The 20,733-nt window shown below is 44.3% G+C and carries 25 protein-coding genes; 24 read left to right on the forward strand and 1 reads right to left on the reverse strand.

Translation table 11 applies throughout. The features are described 5' to 3' along the window. Positions 1–86: 86 nt before the first annotated feature. The 3 genes from WBS51_RS11050 to WBS51_RS11060 are packed head-to-tail and all read left to right on the forward strand — an operon-like array spanning position 87 to position 3,060. Complete coding sequence (locus WBS51_RS11050) at positions 87–734, forward strand: TetR/AcrR family transcriptional regulator (protein WP_173749400.1); 648 nt, start codon at positions 87–89, stop codon at positions 732–734. After that, positions 731–2,092, forward strand: coding sequence for an MFS transporter (locus tag WBS51_RS11055; RefSeq protein WP_294461253.1), 1,362 nt, complete (start codon positions 731–733; stop codon positions 2,090–2,092). Before WBS51_RS11050 ends, WBS51_RS11055 begins: the two co-directional genes overlap by 4 nt. Further along, positions 2,089–3,060, forward strand: a complete 972-nt coding sequence (locus WBS51_RS11060; RefSeq protein WP_173749402.1) for an alpha/beta hydrolase — start codon at positions 2,089–2,091, stop codon at positions 3,058–3,060. Before WBS51_RS11055 ends, WBS51_RS11060 begins: the two co-directional genes overlap by 4 nt. A 14-nt stretch (positions 3,061–3,074) precedes the next feature. Here WBS51_RS11060 and WBS51_RS11065 read toward each other — a convergent pair whose 3' ends face one another. Next, positions 3,075–3,932 carry a helix-turn-helix transcriptional regulator gene (locus WBS51_RS11065; RefSeq protein ID WP_173749403.1) on the reverse strand — a complete coding sequence of 286 codons (858 nt, stop codon included), beginning with the start codon at positions 3,930–3,932 and terminating at the stop codon, positions 3,075–3,077. A gap of 222 nt (positions 3,933–4,154) precedes the next feature. On the opposite strand from WBS51_RS11065, the gene kduI reads away from it, so the two are divergent. From kduI to WBS51_RS11170, 21 genes are all read left to right on the forward strand, one after another. Next, positions 4,155–5,018, forward strand: a complete 864-nt coding sequence (gene kduI / locus WBS51_RS11070) for a 5-dehydro-4-deoxy-D-glucuronate isomerase (protein WP_173749404.1) — start codon at positions 4,155–4,157, stop codon at positions 5,016–5,018. 30 nt (positions 5,019–5,048) lie between these two features. Continuing rightward, the gene (locus WBS51_RS11075) at positions 5,049–5,852 is read left to right on the forward strand and encodes a gluconate 5-dehydrogenase (RefSeq protein WP_173749405.1); all 804 of its coding nucleotides are present in this window, start codon (positions 5,049–5,051) and stop codon (positions 5,850–5,852) included. 40 nt (positions 5,853–5,892) lie between these two features. Beyond that, complete coding sequence (locus WBS51_RS11080) at positions 5,893–6,534, forward strand: RpiB/LacA/LacB family sugar-phosphate isomerase (RefSeq protein WP_173749406.1); 642 nt, start codon at positions 5,893–5,895, stop codon at positions 6,532–6,534. A gap of 11 nt (positions 6,535–6,545) precedes the next feature. Next, the gene (locus tag WBS51_RS11085; RefSeq protein WP_173749407.1) at positions 6,546–7,328 is read left to right on the forward strand and encodes a DUF7402 domain-containing protein; all 783 of its coding nucleotides are present in this window, start codon (positions 6,546–6,548) and stop codon (positions 7,326–7,328) included. 129 nt (positions 7,329–7,457) lie between these two features. Further along, positions 7,458–8,552, forward strand: coding sequence for a DUF3878 family protein (locus WBS51_RS11090; RefSeq protein WP_294461245.1), 1,095 nt, complete (start codon positions 7,458–7,460; stop codon positions 8,550–8,552). A gap of 1 nt (position 8,553) precedes the next feature. Beyond that, the gene (locus WBS51_RS11095; protein WP_226853605.1) at positions 8,554–9,459 is read left to right on the forward strand and encodes a magnesium transporter CorA family protein; all 906 of its coding nucleotides are present in this window, start codon (positions 8,554–8,556) and stop codon (positions 9,457–9,459) included. Between the two features lie 38 nt (positions 9,460–9,497). Next, positions 9,498–9,929, forward strand: coding sequence for a DUF2383 domain-containing protein (locus WBS51_RS11100; RefSeq protein WP_173749409.1), 432 nt, complete (start codon positions 9,498–9,500; stop codon positions 9,927–9,929). 46 nt (positions 9,930–9,975) lie between these two features. After that, positions 9,976–11,823, forward strand: coding sequence for a DNA helicase RecQ (gene recQ / locus WBS51_RS11105; RefSeq protein WP_294461239.1), 1,848 nt, complete (start codon positions 9,976–9,978; stop codon positions 11,821–11,823). A gap of 111 nt (positions 11,824–11,934) precedes the next feature. Next, positions 11,935–12,459, forward strand: a complete 525-nt coding sequence (locus tag WBS51_RS11110; RefSeq protein ID WP_173749411.1) for a spore maturation protein — start codon at positions 11,935–11,937, stop codon at positions 12,457–12,459. A 70-nt stretch (positions 12,460–12,529) separates the two neighbouring features. After that, positions 12,530–13,747: an ATP phosphoribosyltransferase regulatory subunit gene (gene hisZ / locus WBS51_RS11115; protein ID WP_173749412.1), complete on the forward strand. Its 1,218-nt coding sequence runs from the start codon at positions 12,530–12,532 to the stop codon at positions 13,745–13,747. Next, positions 13,734–14,372: an ATP phosphoribosyltransferase gene (gene hisG, locus WBS51_RS11120; RefSeq protein WP_173749413.1), complete on the forward strand. Its 639-nt coding sequence runs from the start codon at positions 13,734–13,736 to the stop codon at positions 14,370–14,372. Before hisZ ends, hisG begins: the two co-directional genes overlap by 14 nt. A 12-nt stretch (positions 14,373–14,384) precedes the next feature. After that, positions 14,385–15,434: a histidinol-phosphate transaminase gene (gene hisC, locus WBS51_RS11125; protein ID WP_173749414.1), complete on the forward strand. Its 1,050-nt coding sequence runs from the start codon at positions 14,385–14,387 to the stop codon at positions 15,432–15,434. A 33-nt stretch (positions 15,435–15,467) separates the two neighbouring features. Next, positions 15,468–16,046, forward strand: coding sequence for an imidazoleglycerol-phosphate dehydratase HisB (gene hisB / locus WBS51_RS11130; RefSeq protein WP_173749415.1), 579 nt, complete (start codon positions 15,468–15,470; stop codon positions 16,044–16,046). Further along, the gene (gene hisH, locus WBS51_RS11135) at positions 16,046–16,651 is read left to right on the forward strand and encodes an imidazole glycerol phosphate synthase subunit HisH (protein WP_173749416.1); all 606 of its coding nucleotides are present in this window, start codon (positions 16,046–16,048) and stop codon (positions 16,649–16,651) included. The genes hisB and hisH overlap by 1 nt, the downstream gene beginning before the upstream one ends. Next, on the forward strand, positions 16,648–17,367 hold the full coding sequence (hisA, locus tag WBS51_RS11140) for a 1-(5-phosphoribosyl)-5-[(5-phosphoribosylamino)methylideneamino]imidazole-4-carboxamide isomerase (protein ID WP_173749417.1): 720 nt from the start codon (positions 16,648–16,650) through the stop codon (positions 17,365–17,367). Before hisH ends, hisA begins: the two co-directional genes overlap by 4 nt. Next, a complete protein-coding gene (gene hisF / locus WBS51_RS11145) occupies positions 17,367–18,137 on the forward strand; it encodes an imidazole glycerol phosphate synthase subunit HisF (protein WP_294461229.1) in 771 nt (256 codons plus the stop codon). Before hisA ends, hisF begins: the two co-directional genes overlap by 1 nt. Then, entirely contained in the window at positions 18,134–18,466 is a 333-nt protein-coding gene (gene hisI, locus WBS51_RS11150) for a phosphoribosyl-AMP cyclohydrolase (protein ID WP_173749419.1), read from the forward strand. Before hisF ends, hisI begins: the two co-directional genes overlap by 4 nt. Continuing rightward, on the forward strand, positions 18,463–18,789 hold the full coding sequence (gene hisE, locus WBS51_RS11155) for a phosphoribosyl-ATP diphosphatase (protein ID WP_173749420.1): 327 nt from the start codon (positions 18,463–18,465) through the stop codon (positions 18,787–18,789). Before hisI ends, hisE begins: the two co-directional genes overlap by 4 nt. A gap of 114 nt (positions 18,790–18,903) precedes the next feature. Then, positions 18,904–19,524 carry a hypothetical protein gene (locus WBS51_RS11160; RefSeq protein ID WP_294461225.1) on the forward strand — a complete coding sequence of 207 codons (621 nt, stop codon included), beginning with the start codon at positions 18,904–18,906 and terminating at the stop codon, positions 19,522–19,524. A gap of 63 nt (positions 19,525–19,587) precedes the next feature. Further along, on the forward strand, positions 19,588–20,160 hold the full coding sequence (locus WBS51_RS11165) for a PduL/EutD family phosphate acyltransferase (RefSeq protein WP_291681786.1): 573 nt from the start codon (positions 19,588–19,590) through the stop codon (positions 20,158–20,160). A gap of 99 nt (positions 20,161–20,259) precedes the next feature. Further along, positions 20,260–20,709 (forward strand): MarR family winged helix-turn-helix transcriptional regulator, encoded by a 450-nt coding sequence (locus WBS51_RS11170; protein ID WP_173749457.1) that lies wholly within the window; start codon positions 20,260–20,262, stop codon positions 20,707–20,709. Positions 20,710–20,733: the final 24 nt, after the last annotated feature.

The raw sequence follows: 20,733 nt of genomic DNA on the forward strand, positions 1-20,733 counted from the left end.
AATGTATAGGAATATTTGGTTTTTAAGAATAGATTGCACATATTGCCTAAAAGTGATAGTATAACTATCAAAAGGAGGAATGTGCAATGGGAAGTTCAGGAGTAAGAAAGCATCAGTATCAGCAGAGATACAAAAGAATTTTGTCGGCAGCGCTTACACTTTTCTGCGAAAAAGGAATTGAGGAAACTTCGATTGAGGATATAGCCGGGAAAGCAGAGGTGGGGCCGGCTACGGTGTACCGCTACTTTGAAACAAAAGCAGAAGTTGCCATTCAGGGTGGGATTTTGTATTGGAGGGAGGTTTCTGAGAAGTACTTGGTTCACTTATCAAAACAGAAGTATCTGGAAAGCAACGGCAGGGACCAGATTAGAAAGATTATGGATATTTTTGTGTGGATATTTGAACAGGAGTTTGATTTCCTGAAATTTCTTCAAGAGTTCGATGTGTTTGTAAGAAAATATCAAATTTCCCAGGAACGTTTAAAGGAGTATGAGCAGGAAATTCTGAATCTGAAACCGTATGTGACAGACGCTTTAGAGAAGGGAATTAAGGATGGCAGTCTGTATCTGACGCAGCCGGTGGAGAAAGTTTATTTTTCTGTGACTCATGCCATGCTCAGCCTGATGCAGAAGCTGGCTTCCAATGGGAGCATGCTTTCTTCTGACGAGAGAGTGGAACTGATTACTCAGATAAAGATTGTTTCGGAAATTATGATAAGGGGGTTACAGGCATGAAAAGATTGACGACGAGTAAAATATGGCTGTTTGCTGTGGGACAGTTCGGGTGGTCCCTGTTGTCGGGGATTATATCCAACTGGCTGGTTTATTTTTATCAGCCGGATAAGACAGCAGTGGCTCAGGGACAGAACATTTTTATCCCTCAGGGGATGGTTATCTTTGGAATTATAACGGTGATTGGAGGAATTACTGCATTTGGGAGGATTTTTGATGCTGTGACAGACCCCTTAATTGCTTCCTGGTCTGACCGCTGCCAGTCAAAAAACGGAAGAAGAATTCCATTTTTGAAATGGGCTTCCCTGCCCTTGGCCGTGTCCACAGTTCTGGTTTTCTGGTCACCGGTAGAAAAGACAAGCTGGATAAACGGAGTATTTCTGTTTTTTATGGTGATGATTTATTATCTTTCTATTACAGCTTACTGTACCCCTTATAATGCCCTGATACCGGAATTGGGCCATACGCAGGAAGAACGGTTGAATATTTCTACGGTAATTTCCTTTACGTTTATTGCAGGAACAGCGGTAGCTTATCTGGCGCCGGCTATTTGGGGGATGCTGATTCCTTCATTGGGGCGGGTGCAGGCCATTCGGCTTACTTTTACCGGAATGGCATTTTTGGCATTCTGGTGTATGCTGGTTCCTGTATTTTCTATAAAAGAGAAGGAGTATGTCAACACAGTGCCGACCAATGACACTGCATTTCGTTCTCTGGCATCTACGTTTAAAAACGGAGAATTCAGAAAATTTGTGGGCTCTGATATTTTTTACTGGATTGGGCTTACTATGTTTCAGACAGGATTGCCATTTTTTGTAACCAGTCTTTTAAAGCTTCCGGAATCCATGACTACCATTTATTTTGTGGGAATGACGGCACTTTCTGTGGTATTTTATGTTCCGGTTCATAAGCTGGTTTTGCGGTTTGGTAAGAAGAGACTGCTGGTGTTTGCTTTCGCAATATTTGCCTGTGCTTACTTTTATACGGGTTTTCTGGGGACATTCTCCGGGATTTCTCCTGTAGTGCAGGGCGGGATTCTTACTGCAGGGGCGGCATTGCCTATGGCAATATTTGGAATTCTTCCCCAGGCCGTGGTAGCAGACATTGCTCAGAGCGATGCCCTGGTGTCAGGCCAGAATCGGGAGGGAATGTTTTATGCAGCCAGAACCTTTGCCTTTAAGTTGGGACAAAGTCTGTCCATGCTGCTGTTTACGGCTGTTTCTACCATTGGACAGTCTGTTGGGACTGGATATCGGATGACCGCATTTTGCGCAGCGGCATTTTGTGTGGCAGGAGGAATTCTGTTCCTGCTTTATGATGAGGGGAAGATTAATAAACTCATACGGGAGGAAGAAAAATGAGAGGTTTCATCAGTCAGAAAGAGTATGAAAAGAAAATGCAGGATGTGGCAGAACCTTTTTTGAAACAACGGCGTGAGGATTTCTGGCTGGAACGGGAAACCGGAAGAAAAATTCATTGCGTGTATTATCGGGCAGACAATGCCAGGGGAATTGTAATTATTTCTCATGGGTTTACAGAGACAGCAGAAAAGTATAAAGAAAACATTTATTATTTCCTGCAGCAGAATTACAGCGTGTATATACCCGAACATTGCGGACACGGAAGGAGTTATGGATTGCTGAAGAAAAATTCGCCGGTGTATGTGGATTTCTGGGAACGTTATGTTTGCGATTTGCTCTATGCGGCTTTCTGGGCGAAAAAAAGAGAACCGGATTTGCCTCTTTATCTTTATGGTCATTCTATGGGCGGTGGAATCGGGGCCGCAGCGGCAGGGAAAAAGCCGGAACTCTTTCAGAAGGTCATACTGTCATCCCCCATGATTCGTCCTCTGACGCCTGGCGTTCCATGGAGAGCTGCAGTATGTATTGCGTACATAATGTGCTGTCTGGGGAAGGGAAAGAACTATATGCCGGGGCAGCATGATTACGAAGGGGAGGAATCTTTTGCACAGAGCGGAGCCTTATCAGAAGAACGGTTTTCTTACTATCAGAAAAAGAAAGCTGCAGAACCGGATTACCAGCTGGGAGGGGCTTCTTATGGCTGGCTGAAGGAAATGGCGGGATTGTACCATGTGCTCATGAGGAAAGCGTATCGCAAAATGCACATGCCGGTTCTGGTATTTCAGGCAGAGAAAGACTTTTATGTTTCTAATAAGGAGCAAAACCGTTTTGTAAAAAGAGTACATAAAAATACAGACAGTCTGATACATCTGATTTTGGTACCGGGAACAAAACATGAGATTTATCATGCAGATGACTGGACGGTACAGCAATATTGGGATACTGTTTTCAGATTCTTACAGTCGTAAGCTTCTGCAGTTTTTTACTGCGTCAGAAACTGTGCATATTTCTTCGGCGACACGCTGGTGGCCCTTGTAAAGGCCTTGAAAAAATTGCTGTAGTCATTAAATCCGCACTTGGCGCTGGCCTCAGTCACCGTATACCCCTCGGCAAGCAATTCTTTGGCATGGGAAATCCTCTTCGCCGTAATGTATTTATTAATGGTGGTTCCGGTGGCAGACTTGAAAAGCCTGCACAGATAAGAAGAACTGATGAAAAAATGTGCGGAAAGCTGTTCCAGGCTCAAAGGTTCTTCAATGTGCTGATTAATATAGGAAAGAATACTGTCCACCTGTGCATTGGAATTAATCTGAGTTTCCGTATCTGCAATGTGATTCTTCTGAAACCGTTTGTTCAGGAACACCATCAATTCCAGAAAAGCCGCCTGCTCCAGAATGTCGGTTCCGTATCCTGCTGTGTGTGTGAGCTTGTGTATGTAGTACAGGAAATTTTTCTGTTCCTCCAGGGTAAGGGAGACCTTATGGTTGGAACGCAGGGAACGATTCTGAAAACACGCATCTAAATCCGTGTTTGACGTGCTGAGGGATTTCACATAATCCGGGTAAATGGACAAGATAATCCGTTCATGAATCTGGCTGTCAATCTGAGTCAGATGGTGGCTTTCGTACTGATTAATGAAGAAAATATCACCCGGGAAAATGTTATAAAAGCAGTTATCGATGAGAAACTGTTTGCCGCCGGAAATGGAATAGTAAATTTCGTAACTGTCGTGAATATGCATGTCCATAGGCTTCTCGTCGCTGTATAAATGTGCGATGGAAAAAGTTTTATTCTGCAGGCAGTCGGTGATGGACTGTTTGCAGGAATTGAGCAGTTTCATATCCCGTGCCTCCTTTTCTGTTTTCTGTAAATTCGTAAAATATCTGAAATAAAATTCCCATGTCGTTATATCCAGTATATAAGAGAATATTCTAAAAAGCAATGAAGAAAGTTCAAGATTTGCAAGGTTTTAAACAGGAAAAGAAACCTTCCCCAAAGAGCGGCCTGCTATAATAAAGTCATATGAAAGATTACCGTACAGGAAACAGAAAGGGGAACCAACATGGAAGTAAGAACCGCGTCATCACCAAGAGACGTAAAACATTATACAACAGACCGTTTAAGAGAGGAATTTCTGATTCAGAACCTGTTTGTGCCGGGGGAAATAAAAATGGTGTACAGCCATATTGACCGCATTATCACAGGTGCAGCAGTACCGGCAGGAGAAACGCTGGTGCTTACTGCGGGGGCAGAATTAAGAGCAGAGTATTTCCTGCAGAGACGTGAAATGGGAATTATCAACATCGGCGGTGCAGGTGTCATTGTGGCAGACGGCAAAGAATATGAAGTTGGACACAAAGAAGGCATGTACATTGGCATGGGTGTAAAAGAAATCACTTTTGCCAGCAAAGAAAGCACAGTACCGGCGAAATTCTATTTTAACAGCACACCGGCGCACCATACATATCCTACGGTGTTGATTAAGCCGGAAGGAACACCGGAAGAGGGCGTTGTGATTGTAAAAGATGAAAATAAGGTAGAGCTGGGAACACTGGAACAATCCAATCACAGAACAATCTGTAAATACATTCTGCCGGGACAGGTAGAAAGCTGCCAGCTGGAAATGGGCATGACAAAACTGGAGCCGGGCAGTGTATGGAACACTATGCCATGCCACACCCATGACAGAAGAATGGAAGTTTATCTGTATTTTGATATTCCAGAAGATGCGTTTGTTATGCATTACATGGGAGAACCTACAGAAACACGCCACATTGTGATGAGAAATGAAGAGGCCGTGATTTCACCAAGCTGGTCTATCCACTCTGGTTCCGGTTCTCAGGCGTACACCTTTATCTGGGGTATGGCAGGGGAAAATCAGGACTTTGACGATATGGACCACATTGCAAATCAGGAATTAAAATAACAGGAAACTAAGTAGAAAAGGAGAACAGACATGGACGTTATGAAGAGTTTTTCACTGGAAGGAAAAGTAGCCCTGGTGACAGGTGCAGCATATGGAATCGGGTTTGCCATTGCAGAAGCTTACGCAAAAGCAGGCGCAAAAATTGTGTTTAACTGCAGAGGCCAGGAACACATGGATATTGCTATGAAAGCATACGAAGAAAAAGGCATTGACGCAAAAGGATATCTCTGTGACGTAACAGACGAAGCACAGGTAGCAGATATGATTCAGGATATTGAAAAAACGGTGGGAACCATTGATATTCTGGTAAATAATGCAGGAATTATCAAACGTATTCCTATGACAGACATGAGTGCAGAAGAATTCCGTCAGGTCATTGACGTAGACTTAAATGCCCCGTTTATCGTGTCCAAAGCAGTCATTCCCGGCATGCTGAAAAAGGGGCACGGAAAGATTATTAACATTTGTTCCATGATGAGTGAACTGGGCAGAGAAACCGTGTCTGCTTATGCAGCAGCGAAAGGCGGACTGAAAATGCTGACAAAGAATATTGCTTCTGAATACGGGGAGTTCAATATCCAGTGCAACGGTATCGGACCTGGCTACATTGCCACACCGCAGACAGCGCCTTTAAGAGAAATCCAGCCGGACGGTTCCAGACATCCATTTGACCAGTTCATCATCAGCAAGACACCGGCTGCACGCTGGGGAAATCCGGAAGACTTAATGGGACCGGCCGTATTTCTGGCTTCCGAGGCTTCTGACTTTGTAAACGGACAGATTTTGTATGTAGACGGCGGTATTTTAGCTTACATTGGAAAACAGCCGAAATAATTTGAGATAAGGAATGAAAGATAAGCGGAGGAAAACAAGAATGAGAATTGCATTAATGAATGAAAACAGCCAGGGTGCAAAGAACCCGATGATTGAAAAATCTCTTAGAAAAGTTGTAGAACCCATGGGATTTACTGTGGATAATTACGGCATGTATACAGCAGAAGACGAGGCACAGCTCACTTATGTACAGGTGGGAATCCTGGCAGCAGTGCTCTTAAATTCCGGCGCAGCGGACTATGTAATTACCGGATGCGGCACAGGAGAAGGTGCTATGCTGGCTTGTAATTCTTTCCCGGGCGTTATCTGCGGACATGTAGAAGACGCTTTGGACGCATATACTTTTGCACAGATTAATGACGGAAATGCTATTTCTCTGCCCTTTGCAAAAGGATTTGGCTGGGGCGGCGATTTGAACCTGGAATACATTTTTGAAAAGCTGTTCTGTGAAGAAAGCGGACAGGGATATCCGAGAGAAAGAGCCGTACCGGAACAGAGAAATAAGAAGATTCTGGACGAAGTAAAGAAGGTTACTTACAGAGAATTCACAGATATTTTAATGGAAATGGACAGAGAACTGGTGAAAGGCGCACTGGCAGGAGAGCACTTCCAGGAACTGTTTTTCGCAAACTGCAAGTGTGAAAAAATTGCTGCCTGTGTAAGAGAAATCCTGGGCTGCTAGAGGAGAAAAGCATGTTTAGTTTAAAAGTAATTGATAAAAATGAACGAACGGTGGCGTGGGCCAGAGGGGAAGAAGAAGTCAATCTCATGGTGGCAAGAACCTACGAAGAAGGAGATAGAATTGTTCTGGAAATCTCCAAAGAAGGAGAATATGCATGGGTACAGTTTGACGATGCCCTGGGCAGAAATCTGGTTTATCTTACCGGCAATGCGCAGTATCAAATTCCTTTTGGCGAGAAGAGAATCAATCTTTCACCAAAGGCATTTTCCGGAAACAAGCACTTAATCAGTGTGCGGAAAGCCAGAGATTTTGAGGTGAAAAGCTATCGTAATTTAGCTTTAAATGTCAACGATACGCATGAAAATACCACCTGTTTTCCCCATGCCTTTGCCAATGTGGAGACAAGAGGCGAGTCTGTTTTTGCGGCAAAGAATGCCATTGACGGAGTGACAGCCAATGAATGTCACGGCGAATGGCCCTATGATTCCTGGGGAATCAACCGGAATCCGGACGCAGAAATGACTGTGGATTTCGGACGGGAAGTGGAAATCGACCGTATCATTCTCTATATCCGGGCAGATTTTCCACACGATAACTGGTGGAAAAAGGTGACTGTAACCTTCTCAGACGGAGAAGAAAAAGAGTTTTCTTTAAAGAAAACAGGCTGTGGACAGGAATTCACCTTTGAAAAGAAAAAAGTGACCTGGGTGAAGCTGTCCAAGCTGATTCCTTCCCCGGAACCGTCACCATTTCCGGCTCTTGCGCAGATAGAAGTGTACGGAACAGATTTGTAAAAAAAACGGGCATACAGGAGCAGAAGCATTCCTGTATGCCTGTTTTTGTTGTGAATCTCTTTCTTTTAAAATACGCACCCATGTGATAAGATAAGAATATCACAGATTTGAAGACAGGACGGGCTTATCATGGCGCAGACATATTATGAAGAGTTGCAGCAGTTTCTCCCCGGACTTTCTCCGGATATGCCGGATTCCTGCATGAAACTGGCAGAATTGTTCCGGGCACAGGCCTTTGAACTGCATATTAGAACATTGCCGGCCGGGGAAGAAAAGTATTATATTCCTTATATGATGAACGATGCACTGGAGTGTTTGCTGATTCTGGAGCAATGCCGCATGACAGGCAGGTATCTCGTGGATTTTAAGGGAATAACACAAGCACATATGGCAAAAGACGGGGAAGTTTATCTTTTGGTAGTCAGGCAGGGAGACGACAATGTATTTACCATTTGGTTTTCGTCTATTCGGGAAGAAATGACCTGTTATCAGTATCACCGTATCGGACATTTCTGGGTAAAAGGACAGGAACAGTGGCGGCGGCTGGTATATATAGTGGGAACCCTTTACGATAAATATTCTTATATGGGGGATACTGTGTGTACACAGGCGGAAAAAGAACTGCTTCCTCTTATGGAACTGGCGCCTTTTCGTGCTTTTTCGCCGGTGAAGGAATCCCTGGATGAGGAATATCCGGACACGCTGGAAGGGGTGGAATGCATGAAAAAGCTGGCATTGGAAGCCGGAGATTGGAGATTGGCACACCTGCTGAAAGTTTACCGGAGATTTCCTTTTCCCTGGGCAGAAAAACGGATACAGAGGCATATGGAGAGCAGAGCGGGAATTCCTCTTTATGAGGTGCTGTACAGGAAAACAGAAGCTGCGTCCAAGGTCTATCCCATCCGTGATTACGGAAGAAAAAGCAATGAGGAAACAGAGGAGAAAAGGCGGGCAGTATCCCGGAAATTACAGGAAAAAGGTTTTACGGGATCGTATCCTTTTTTCCGAAAAGACAGTATGCAGATACTGGCCATGGAGGAACATCCTTTTACGCTGTTGGAGGCAGAGGACTTTTCTTTTCGGATTCAGTTTATGGTTTCTGTCAGCAAAAAGGATAGTGAGAGGTACAATGGCGGCTTTTTTAAAGGAAGGCAAAACCGCGGATGGATAGAGAAAAATCTGGATTTTCTCGGAGGAAAACAGTCAAAGGGAGAGGAAGAGTAAAATGACAGAATATCTGCTGGGAAAGAACCCCCATACCATATCAGTAAGTCTGATGAATCTGCAGGAATTTTCTGCATTAAAGGGAAATTATCCTCATAAGAGAGAACTGATTCACAGCATGGAGCAGGCAGTTTCCTGCAAAGCGGAAGTGTACGCCCAGTGTCTGTTCGGAGTGCTGAAGATTCCCGATAAGAAAAATTTAGAGAAAAAGCCCTGGATTGCCGCCTGGTATTTTATGAAAAATAAACTGATTTTTCTGGATGACGGAGGGCAGATTAGCCGGATTTTAGAGAAAATAAAGGATATGGAATTTGGTGGAAATGCTTTGGAGGGACAGCTTCTTTTGGCTGTGTTTAACGGATTGATTGATGAGGAAGTTCCTTATCTGCAGAAGGTGGAAGAAAAGATAACAGAACTGGAAAATATTCTTCTGGAGGAGACACCAAGGGATTTTCCAAGGGTTTTGATGGGACTTAGAAAAGCAATGATGAGGCTTCATACATTCTATGTACAGCTTCTGGATATGGCGGAGGAACTGCAGGGAGCGGCAGGAGAAATTCTGGTGAAGGAAGAGGAAAATGCCTGGTGCGTGTTTTCAAACAGAGTGTCCCGTCTTCATGATTACACAGAAAATATCAGAGAGAATCTGCTGCAGCTTCACGAATTATATCAGGCACAGATAGACATTCAGCAGAACGAAATTATGACTATGCTTACCGTAGTCACAACTATTTTCCTGCCTCTGTCGCTGCTGGCAGGCTGGTACGGTATGAACTTCGGAAACATTCCCCTTTTAAACTGGAAGTACGGATATCTCACCGTGGTGCTTCTGACCCTTGTTATCATTGGACTGGAGCTTCGTTATTTCAGGAAAAAAGGTCTTCTGAAGAATAAAAAGAAATCTTAAATGCCAATACTAATAAAAAAGAAAAGAGGGCATTTCAGATGGAATCACAGACCAGAAACCTGCTGCGGGAATGCAGTACAGGATGTAAAATGGCAATCAACAGCTTCAATCAGATGCGGGATTATGTGGAAGATGAAAAGCTGAAAGAACTTATGAATACCTATGATAAAAAACATAAGGAATACGAAGAACAGGCTGGAAAAATGCTGAAGGAGGGAGGAAGCGAAGAGAAAGAGCCGGGCGTTATGGCTTCTGTCTTTTCCCGACTTTCTACGGATGTGAAACTGCTTATGAAAGATGACAGCAGCCAGATTGCAAAGATGATTATGGATGGCTGCAACATGGGGATTCAGACCCTTGGGGGATTTGTGAATCAGTATAAGAATGCCTCCAGACAAAGCCTTGCGCTGGCGGAAAATATCATAAAAACAGAAGAAAAACTGATGAAGGAAGTGCAGGAATTTTTATAATCTGCAGGAAAAATTGGCAGAGATACAGAGGGCAAAGGAAGGGTTTATGGATAAATACAAGGTTTTAAAGGATGTTTTTGGATACGATACATTTCGAGAAGGCCAGGAGGGGCTTATAGACAGTACCCTGGCAGGACGTGATGTGCTTGGCATTATGCCTACAGGGGCGGGAAAATCCATCTGCTTTCAGGTGCCTGCCCTGCTTTTTCAGGGGATAACCATTGTGGTGTCGCCTCTGATTTCGCTTATGAAGGACCAGGTGGCTGCTTTAAATGCAGCAGGCGTACATGCGGCTTTCATCAACAGTTCGCTGACAGAAGGACAGTATAGGAAGGCCATGGAATTTGCCGCCCGGGGGCGGTATAAAATTATTTATGCAGCACCGGAAAGACTGATGACAGATTCCTTTCTGGCGCTTGTCAATCAGGTGGAAATTTCTATGGTGGCTGTAGACGAAGCCCATTGTATTTCCCAGTGGGGACAGGATTTCCGTCCAAGTTACCTGAAAATTGCAGAATTTATTCAGGTTTTGCCGAAACGCCCTGTGATTGCCGCTTACACGGCAACAGCTACAAGGGCAGTAAAAGAGGATATTTTGTGTATTCTGGGACTTCAAAATCCCTTTGTGGCTGTAACAGGATATGACCGGAAAAATCTCTGTTTTGCAGTGGAAAAGCCAAAGGATAAGATACAGGCGCTGTTAGATTATCTGGATAAAAACCGGGAAAAAAGCGGTATTATTTATTGCAATACCCGGAAAAATGTGGAAGAAATCCACCGTCGTCTGATACAGGAGGGATATCCTGCTGTGCGGTATCATGCCGGGCTGTCTGATGAAGAAAAGAAGCAGAATCAGGAAGATTTTATCTATGACCGGATGCCTGTTATGGTGGCAACCAATGCGTTTGGGATGGGTATTGACAAGTCTAATGTGCGCTTTGTTCTGCATTTTAATATGCCAAAAGATATTGAAAGCTATTATCAGGAGGCAGGCCGCGCCGGGCGGGATGGTGAGCCGGGAGAGTGTGTGCTGTACTATGCCGGACAGGATGTGAAGACGAATGAATTTCTTATTAACCAGCAGATGGAAAACGAGGAATTTGACAGGGAAGACATGGAACTGATTCGGGAAAGAAACTTTGAACGGCTGCGGAAAATGACATTCTATTGTTTTACCAACGAATGCCTGCGGGAATATATTCTGCGGTATTTCGGTGAATACGGAGGAAATTACTGCGGAAACTGCAAAAACTGTCTCACGGAATTTCAGGATACAGATGTGACGAAAGAGGCGGAAAGTATTTTGAAACTGGTAAAAACCAGTGGACAGAGATATGGAATACAGGCTGTTACAGACGCTGTTCATGGCTCGGACAGCGCCAAAGTACGGCAGTTTCATTTAAACGAAAATACATATTACGGAGTCTTGAAAGACCGAACCATTGTGCGGATACGACAGATTTTAAATGACCTGCTGGTAAAGGATTATCTGGTTCTGACAGCGGGAGATTATCCTGTTTTAAGGCTGGGGGAAAGAGGAAAAGCAATGCTTGACGGGGCAGAGGAACAAGTGCTTTTGAAACTGCCAAAAGAGCAGCCTAAGATGCAAAGCAGTGCGAAATCCGGCAAACAGAAAGTCACAGATGAGGTGAAATATCCCCTTCTCTTTGAACGTCTGCGGCAGAAACGGTACAAAATGGCCCAGGAGGCCAAGGTGCCGCCTTACATTATTTTTTCCGATAAAACACTGCGTCAGATGAGCACCTATCTTCCGGTTACGAAGGAAGAAATGCTTTCCATAAATGGGGTGGGAAACAGTAAGTATGAGAAATACGGAGAGGCATTTGCAGAGGAAATCCGAAATTTTATAAAGGAAAACGGGATTGAGAAGTGAAAAGGGGTGAAGAATCAGAAAAATAGCATACAGAAGAGACTGTAATTCGCAGTCTCTTCTTTTTTTGCCTTTTCCTGCGTAAACTGAACAAAAGACAGTAAGGAGACACACATGAAATTTCTGATTTTTCTTTCAGAGGTTAGTATTCCTCTTATCCTGTTTTACATAGTAGGCTTTGGTATTCTGATGAAGTGCCATGTATATGAAGAGTTTGTAAAGGGTGCAAAGGATGGACTGAAAACTGTGGTGGGAATTCTGCCCACACTTATTGGCCTCATGGTAGCTGTAGGGGTTCTGCGGGCTTCGGGATTTCTGGATATGCTGGGAGAACTGCTGGGAAAGTTTACTGCACATGTGGGTTTTCCCGCGGAGCTGGTTCCCTTAACGATTGTACGGATGTTTTCTTCCAGCGCCGCTACAGGCCTGGTACTGGATATTTTCCGGGAATTCGGCACAGATTCCCGTGTAGGACTTATTGCGTCTATTATGATGTCCTGCACAGAAACGATTTTTTACACGATTTCTGTATATTTTATTGCTGCAAAAGTGAACAAAACCAGGTATACGGTGTGGGGGGCGCTGCTGGCTTCTTTTGCGGGAATTGCAGCCAGTGTGGTATTGGCGGGAATGATGTAATAGAAAAGTTGTTGACAAAAATACATCATAATGCTAATATGGTAACACGCTAAAGCAAAGGGGGATAAAGATGAGATACTACGATAAAATAACACCGGACGGAACCAGGGATTTGCTCTTTGCCGAGTGCGACCAGCGTTCTCAGGTGACGAAGACTTTAAAGGATTTATTTGTCTCCCAGGGATACCGCAGGGTGATGACACCGGCACTGGAGTTTTACGATGTTTTCGGAGAAGCAGCGAAATATCTGCCAAAGGAAACCATGTATAAGCTGACAGATTCCAAAGGAAGACTCATGGTGCTGCGTCCGGATTGTACAGTTCCTGTGGCAAGGCTGACGGCAACCAGACTGAAAGGAATGCCGCTGCCTCTCAGACTGTATTATAACCATAATATTTACCGGGGTTTTCCTGAGAGAAAGAGTAAAAGTGTGGAAATCAACCAGGTAGGAATCGAATTAATAGGCGGCTCCTCTCTGCGCAGTGACTTGGAAGTTGTGGAACTGGCCGCAAGAAGTCTGGACAAAATCGGCAGTGGAAAGTACCGGCTGGAACTTTGCCACATCGGATATTTCAAGGCAATTATGGGAAGTCTGGATGCAGATGAGGATACGAAAGAAGAGATTCGTCTTTTGATTGAACAGAAAAATTATGCCAGCCTGACAGATATTTTAGGCAAGGCCAAGGAGAATAAAGCGGCCAGAGCGCTGCGAAAACTGCCGAGACTGTTCGGTGGGGAAGAGGTCTTTGAAAAAGCCTATGACTTGTTTGATGAAAATGGGGCAAAGGAAAGCCTGGATTACCTGAAAGGCATTTATGAATACCTCTGCAGACTGGGCCTGGGAGATAAGGTTATTATTGATTTGGGACTTGTAAATCTGGCGGAATACTATACGGGAATTATCTTTCGCGGTTACTTTGACGGCGTGGGAGAGCAGGTACTCTCCGGGGGGCGGTACGATACGCTTCTGGGTCAGTTTGGAGAAAATCACGGTTCCATTGGCTTTGGAATCAATGTGGATTTGGCAAGTCAGATGGTTCATCCGGAGCCGGAAAAAATACCGGAAATTCTGATTTTTGCCAGGGATATCAGTGCAGTTCCGGATAGTGTGCGCTATAGAAAAACACTGGAAGAGCAGGGAAAAACAGCAGAAAACAGTGTCTTTGATACCTTAGAGGAAACTCTTGCATATGCCCGTAAGAAAGGGATTTTAACAGTCCATTTGGTTGGTGAAGAAATCACGGAATATCAGACAGGGAAAGGAAGGAAAGAGGATGAAACCAATTAGAATGGCACTGACCAAAGGGCGTCTGGAAGATAAAACCATAGAAATGCTGGAGCGGCTGGGATATGACTGTACCAGTGTGAGAGAAAAGGGAAGGAAGCTGATTATGCCCATAGGGGACGGCAGTATTGAGATTGTGTTGGCCAAGGCTGCGGACGTGGTTACTTATGTGGAAACCGGAGTCTGTGATATGGGTGTGGTAGGGAAAGACACCATTATGGAAAAAGGTGGAACTTTCTATGAAATTGCAGACCTGGGATTCGGAAAATGCCGATTTGCCCTGGCAGCTTTAAAGGGGGCAGATGTGTATCGCGGATATAAAACCAGAACGATTGCCAGCAAGTATATGAATGTAGCGAAAGCCTTTTTTGAAAGCAAAAATATGGACATTAATCTGGTGAAAATAGAAGGTTCTGTAGAACTTGCCCCGGTGCTTGGACTGGCGGATGCCATTGTGGATATTGTAGAAACAGGCACTACATTAAGGGAAAACGGACTGGAAGTCAAAGAGAACATCTGTGATATCAGCGCTCGTCTGATTGTCAATATCGCCAGCATGAAGCTGCGAAAAAATGAGATAGAAAAACTCATTGAGAAGATAGAGCAAGATGTAAAAAGCAGAGAATAGGGAGGTGCACTTATGGCATATCAGATACCGGAAAAATTGAAAAAACTCCAGGCTTATGAGCCGGTTACAGAAGTTTACAAAGTGCGCCTGGATGCCAATGAAAGCTTTATAGACCTGCCGGATGAGATTAGAAAAGAGGTTCTGGAAGCTATCAGTCAGGTGGAATTTAACCGTTATCCGGACCCGGAAGCAAAGGAACTTTGTCAGTGTTTTGGTGAATTTTTTCAGGTGGATTCCAGGCTTCTTACTGCAGGAAATGGTTCGGATGAATTGATTTCCCTGATTGTGCAGAACTTTCTGGAACCTGGACAGACTATGCTTACCGTAAGTCCGGATTTTTCCATGTATGGATTTTATGCGCAGGCTGCAGGAGCCAAAGTTGAAATTCTGGATAAGCAGGATATGGTGCTTTGTGCAGAGGATATGATTCAAAAAGCAAGAGAAACCGGAGCAGAATTGATTATCTTTTCCAACCCCTGCAATCCCACGGCTCTGAAGCTGGAGCGGCAGGATATTCTTCAGATTGTGGCACAGACAGATGCACTGGTGGTTGTAGATGAGGCTTATATGGATTTTTCAGAAGGTTCTGTATTGGACGAAATCGAGAATTACGGAAATTTAATTGTATTGAAAACCTGTTCCAAGGCCTTTGGAATGGCGGCTATCCGCTTGGGATTTGCAGCAGCCAATGAAGAAATTACCCGGATTTTAAAGGCGGCAAAATCTCCGTATAATGTGAATTCCCTCACTCAGGCGGCGGGCTGTGCTGTCTTAAAACACAGGGAATATCTGCAGGAATGTACGGAGAAAATTAAAGAATCTGTGGGAGAATTATATGCTGGGTTAAAGGCGCTAAAGGAAAAAAAGCAGCAAATCCGTAAACTGTATCCTACCAGTACAAACTTTGTTTACGTCGATATAAAAGCTGGGGAAACTGTATTTGAAGGGCTGAAAAAGGCGGGGATTTCCGTGCGTTTTATGAAAGGATATCTGCGTATCTGCGCCGGTTCTCAAAGAGAAAACCAGGAAATTTTACAGAGCCTTGAGAACTTGCTGCAATAGGAAAACCGCTGCAAAAAGAAAGGGGAGAGACCAGTGAGAACAGCAAAAATAGAGAGAAATACAAAGGAAACGCAGATTGCGCTGATTTGGAACACAGACGGGCAGGGAATTTATGAAGGCACTTGCGGTATCGGCTTTCTGGACCATATGCTGCAGGCTCTGTGCGTGCATGGAAAGTTTGATATTCAACTGTCCATGAAGGGAGATTTGGAAGTGGACTGTCACCACAGCACGGAAGATTTGGGCATTGTTCTGGGGATGGCTCTTGCAAAAGCATTAGAAGAAAAAGGCGGCATTCGTCGTTATGGTACGGCATATATTCCCATGGATGAGACATTAGGATTCTGTTCTTTGGACATCAGCGGCAGGGCTTTTCTGGTGTATGAAGCAGAATATGAAAACCAAAGTATTGGCGCCCTGGACTGCTGTATGATAAAAGAATTCTTTCGTGCGCTGGCCTTTCAGGCAGGGATTACGCTGCACATGAAAATCCTCTATGGTGAGAATGACCACCATAAGGCAGAAGCCCTTTTCAAAGCATTTGCTCATGCATTGAAAGACGCTGTAACAGAAACCGGAGGCGGTGTTCTTTCTTCAAAAGGAGTGTTGTGATGATAGCAATTATTGATTACGGTGCGGGGAATCTTTTCAGTGTGAAAAATGCCCTGGATTACCTGCAGATAGAGAATTGTGTGACAGAAAAAGCAGAGATAATACGCCGGGCGGACGGGCTGATTCTTCCCGGGGTGGGAGCTTTTCCGGATGCCATGGAAAGGCTGGAAAGGAAGCAGCTGGTGTCCGTAATTCAGGAAGAGGCGGCAAGGAAACCCCTTCTGGGAATCTGTCTGGGAATGCAGCTTTTGTTTGAAGAAAGCTGGGAATTTAAGAAGACAAAAGGATTGGGCCTGATACCGGGCAAAGTCATCAAAATAGATGGAAAAGGGGAAAAAATTCCCCATATGGGTTGGAATCATCTGGAGGTATTAAAACCCTGCAGTATGACGGAAGGAATGGAGGAAAACAGCTATGTGTATTTTGTTCATTCCTACAGAGCGGATACAGAGCCTGAATACCTTTCCTGTACCACTTTTTATGGGGAAGAGATTCCCGCACTGGTGCAGAAAGATATGGTTTACGGTGCACAGTTTCATCCGGAAAAAAGCGGAAGTGTGGGATTGAATATGTTAAAAAATTTTGCGAGGCTGGTGGAAAAATGATTATATTACCTGCAATAGATGTAAAAGATAAAACCTGTGTACGCCTGGTACAGGGGGATTACAGCACCGCGCATAAGGTAGCGGAAGACCCCTTAAAAACAGCAGAAAACTTTGCGCTGCAAGGGGCAAAATGGATACATATGGTAGATCTGGACGGTGCAAAAGCAGCCTGCCCGGTCAATGAGGAAATCTTTCTGAAGGTGGCAAAAGAATCCGGACTGCACACAGAAGTAGGAGGCGGAATCCGCAGTATGGAAACCATAGAGTGGTATTTGACCAGGGGAATTTCCAGGGTGATTCTGGGGTCTGCAGCAATCAAAAATCCTGTGCTTGTAGAGGAAGCAGTCCGGATTTTCGGCAGTCAGATTGCAGTGGGAATTGACGCCAGGGACGGTGCACCCGCAGCAGAAGGCTGGTTGGAAAGGAGCAGTCTTTCCTATCTGGAACTGGCAAAAAAGATGGAACAGGCAGGTGTAAAAACCATTATTTATACAGACATATCCAAAGACGGAACCTTGCAGGGCGTGAATCTGGAGCAGCTTGCAAAATTAAACGAAACGGTGTCCTGTAATATTATTGCCAGCGGAGGTGTCCGCTCCATAGAAGATATTGAAGCGTGCAAAAAGCTGGGGCTTTATGGCTGTATCTGTGGAAAAGCCGTATATACAGGCAGCCTGGATTTGCGGGAAGCGATAGAAAAGGCAGGTGAGCAGTAATGCTGGCAAAAAGAATTATTCCCTGTCTGGATGTCAGGGATGGCAAGGTAGTCAAGGGGATTCATTTTGTAGGTATCCGGGAGGTTGGCGACCCGGTAGAATGTGCTGTTGCATATGACAGACAAGGGGCGGATGAACTCTGTTTTCTGGACATTACAGCCACCCATGAGGGAAGGAAAACCATGGTTGATGTGGTAAGAAAAACGGCGGAAAATGTCTTTGTTCCTTTGACTGTGGGAGGAGGAATCCGCAGTGTGGAGGATTTCCGGGAAATCCTCCGGGCAGGTGCAGATAAGGTAGCGGTAAATTCAGCTGCGGTGGATCATCCTCACCTTATCCGCCAGGCGGCAGAGGTATTCGGAAGTCAGTGTGTGGTTGCGGCTATTGATGCAAAAAGAGATGAAACAGGCGCATTTCATGTGGTGGTTCACGGCGGAAGAAAGGATACAGGACTGGACGCTGTCTGGTGGGCAAAAGAGTGTGAAAGGCTGGGAGCCGGAGAAATTTTACTGACTTCTATGGATGCGGACGGCGCAAAAGAGGGGTTTGATTTGGAACTTTTAAGGGCTGTTTGTGGGGCAGTTTCCATTCCTGTCATTGCCAGCGGAGGCTGCGGAAAGATAGAGCATTTCTCTCAGGTATTTGAAGAGACAGGGGCGGATGCAGCGTTGGCAGCTTCTTTGTTTCATTATAAAGAATTGACGGTAGATGAGGTGAAAGCTCATTTGGAGGAACATAAAATACCGGTAAGGAGACAGAATAAAGGATGAAAGAGATAGAGGAATATTTTACAAAAGCAGACCTGCTTCCTGCTATTGTACAGGAGGCGGAAACAGGAGAAGTGCTGATGCTGGCTTACATGAACCGGGAAAGCTTTCAGAAAACCCTTGAGACGGGATACACCTGGTTTTACAGCCGTTCCCGGCAGGAATTGTGGAACAAGGGAGCGACCTCCGGCCATGTACAGAAGGTAGTGGATATTAAGGGAGACTGCGATAAGGATACGGTTTTAATCACCGTGGTTCAGACGGGAGGGGCCTGCCATACAGGTGCCCACAGTTGTTTTTTCAGAGAAATCGGAAAGGAAGAAATGCTATGATGGATGTCGTGAAAGGTTTATATGAAGTTGCAAAGCAGAGAAAAGAGACAAAGCAGGAAGGCTCCTATACCTGTTATCTTTTTGAGCAGGGGCTGGATAAAATCCTGAAAAAATGCGGAGAGGAATGCAGTGAAGTGATTATTGCAGCCAAGAACGGAAACAATGAGGATACGGCCAATGAAATCTGTGATTTGCTGTATCATCTTATTGTCATGATGGTACAAGCCGGGATTTCTGTAGAGGAAGTAGAAGGGATTCTGGAGGAGAGACGGCAAAAAATAGGAAATTTGAAAACGTTTCATGTCAGTGACCACAATACCTGAAACAGAGGATAAAATTTCTGCCGATTTGTTCATAATTTATTCTGTGAAAATCCTGCCGGATATGATAAACTGTGGGTAAGAAAAAAGACAGTTTATGGAAATGCGGGTAAAACTATGAAGGAAGAAAAGAAGAGGATTGCGTTCAAGATATTGCTGAAAATCCTGTTGGCAGTACCGCTGACAGTTATATTTATTCTGATACGGTGCGTACAGTTTTTCTTAAAGCTGTGCGGACCGGTTGTTTCGTTTGTCTGCATTTTGTCATCCGTGGTGGTTTCCCTTGGAGTGCTGATAGAAATTATTCTGCAGATACAGGGAAAAGGGCCGGGAATCGCACCTGTTTTTCTGACAATGGCCCTTGCCGGAGGTCTGGCTTATGTACCGGTGGCAGGCGTAGGCATGGTTATGGTGGTTTTGGAGGCGGTGTGCAGCTGGATATGGAAGTTTTACATGGGAAATTCGGACAGCCTGAAGGCTTTTTACAAGCGTCCTGATTACAAATGGTCCGCTTTTGATGAGAGCTATAGGGGCGGAGAAAGCAATGATTCGGAAGTGCACATACACTATTTTAAGGGAATTAAGAATGTGGAAGAATTGAAAAGAAGATATGGGGCGCTGCTTCGGATTTACCATCCGGTGAATGATTTTGGTGAGGATGAGATTACCAGAAGTATTGTAAAGGAATATCATTATCTGAAAGACAGGTTTCTGGAAGAAAACAAGAATAGAAGTTGACAAGCCCCACGAAAAAGCTATAATAAAAGATAGTGAATATTTCAAAAATTGGAGGATTTAAACATGAAAGTATTAGTAGAAACATCTGCAAGACATGTGCATTTATCACAGGAACATCTGGAAGCTCTGTTCGGAAAAGGACATGAATTAACAGTGAAAAAAATGTTGAGCCAGCCGGGTCAGTTTGCTTGTGAAGAAAAAGTTGAAGTAATCGGAACAAAAGGCAGCCTGAAAATGTCTGTTTTAGGACCGGTTAGAAAAGACACACAGGTAGAAGTTTCTTTAACAGACGCAAGAAGTCTTGGCGTAGTTGCTCCGATTCGTGAATCAGGTGACATCAAAGAATCCGGTGTCTGTAAGTTAGTAGGACCGGCAGGTGAAGTAGAACTGACAGAGGGCGTTATCGCTGCAAAACGTCATGTACACATGACACCGGAAGACGCTGAAAAAGCAGGCGTGGCTGACAAACAGATCGTAGAACTGGCTATCGAATCTCCAAATGGAAGAAGCCTGACTTTCGGTGATGTAGTGGTTCGTGTAAGCGCATCCTACGCAACAGCAGCGCACATTGATACAGATGAAGCAAATGCGTTAGCTCCTGGAAAAGAATGCTACGGAGAAATGATTGTAAAATAATCGGATTATAAAAATCTCATTGTGTTTGCTGCCTGAATCAGCTATAATGAAAGCAATAGGAACAAAAAATACAGTAAAAGCAGAAAAGGCAGTGATAAAGTGAAGCATTATGAGGTTTTTCATGATATTCTGGTGAATCTCTTTCAGGAAATCATGGATATTGAAGGGAAGGCACTGATTACTCCTGAATTTAAAGATATTTCTGTTAATGATATGCATATTATAGAAGCCATTGGAGAGGAAAGCCCCAGAAATATGTCTTCGGTTGCCAGAACCTTGTCTGTGACCGTGGGAACCCTGACCATTGCTGTGAACGGTTTGGTGAAAAAGGGTTATGCACACCGGGAAAGAAGCGAAGAAGACAGACGAGTGGTGCTGATTTCGCTTACGGATAAGGGACGCAAAGCCAATGCACATCATAAGAAATTTCATGAGGGAATGATACAGGCAGTACTGAAGGATTTGGATGAAAGCCAGCAGGAAGTTCTGGTGAAATCCCTGTTGAACCTGAGAGAATTCTTCAATTCTTATCAGAAAAAAGAACAATAAAAAGAGCCGATACACCTTTAAATA

The sequence above is a fragment of the Blautia acetica genome, from assembly GCF_038739805.1.
Taxonomy (GTDB): Bacteria; Bacillota; Clostridia; order Lachnospirales; family Lachnospiraceae; genus Blautia.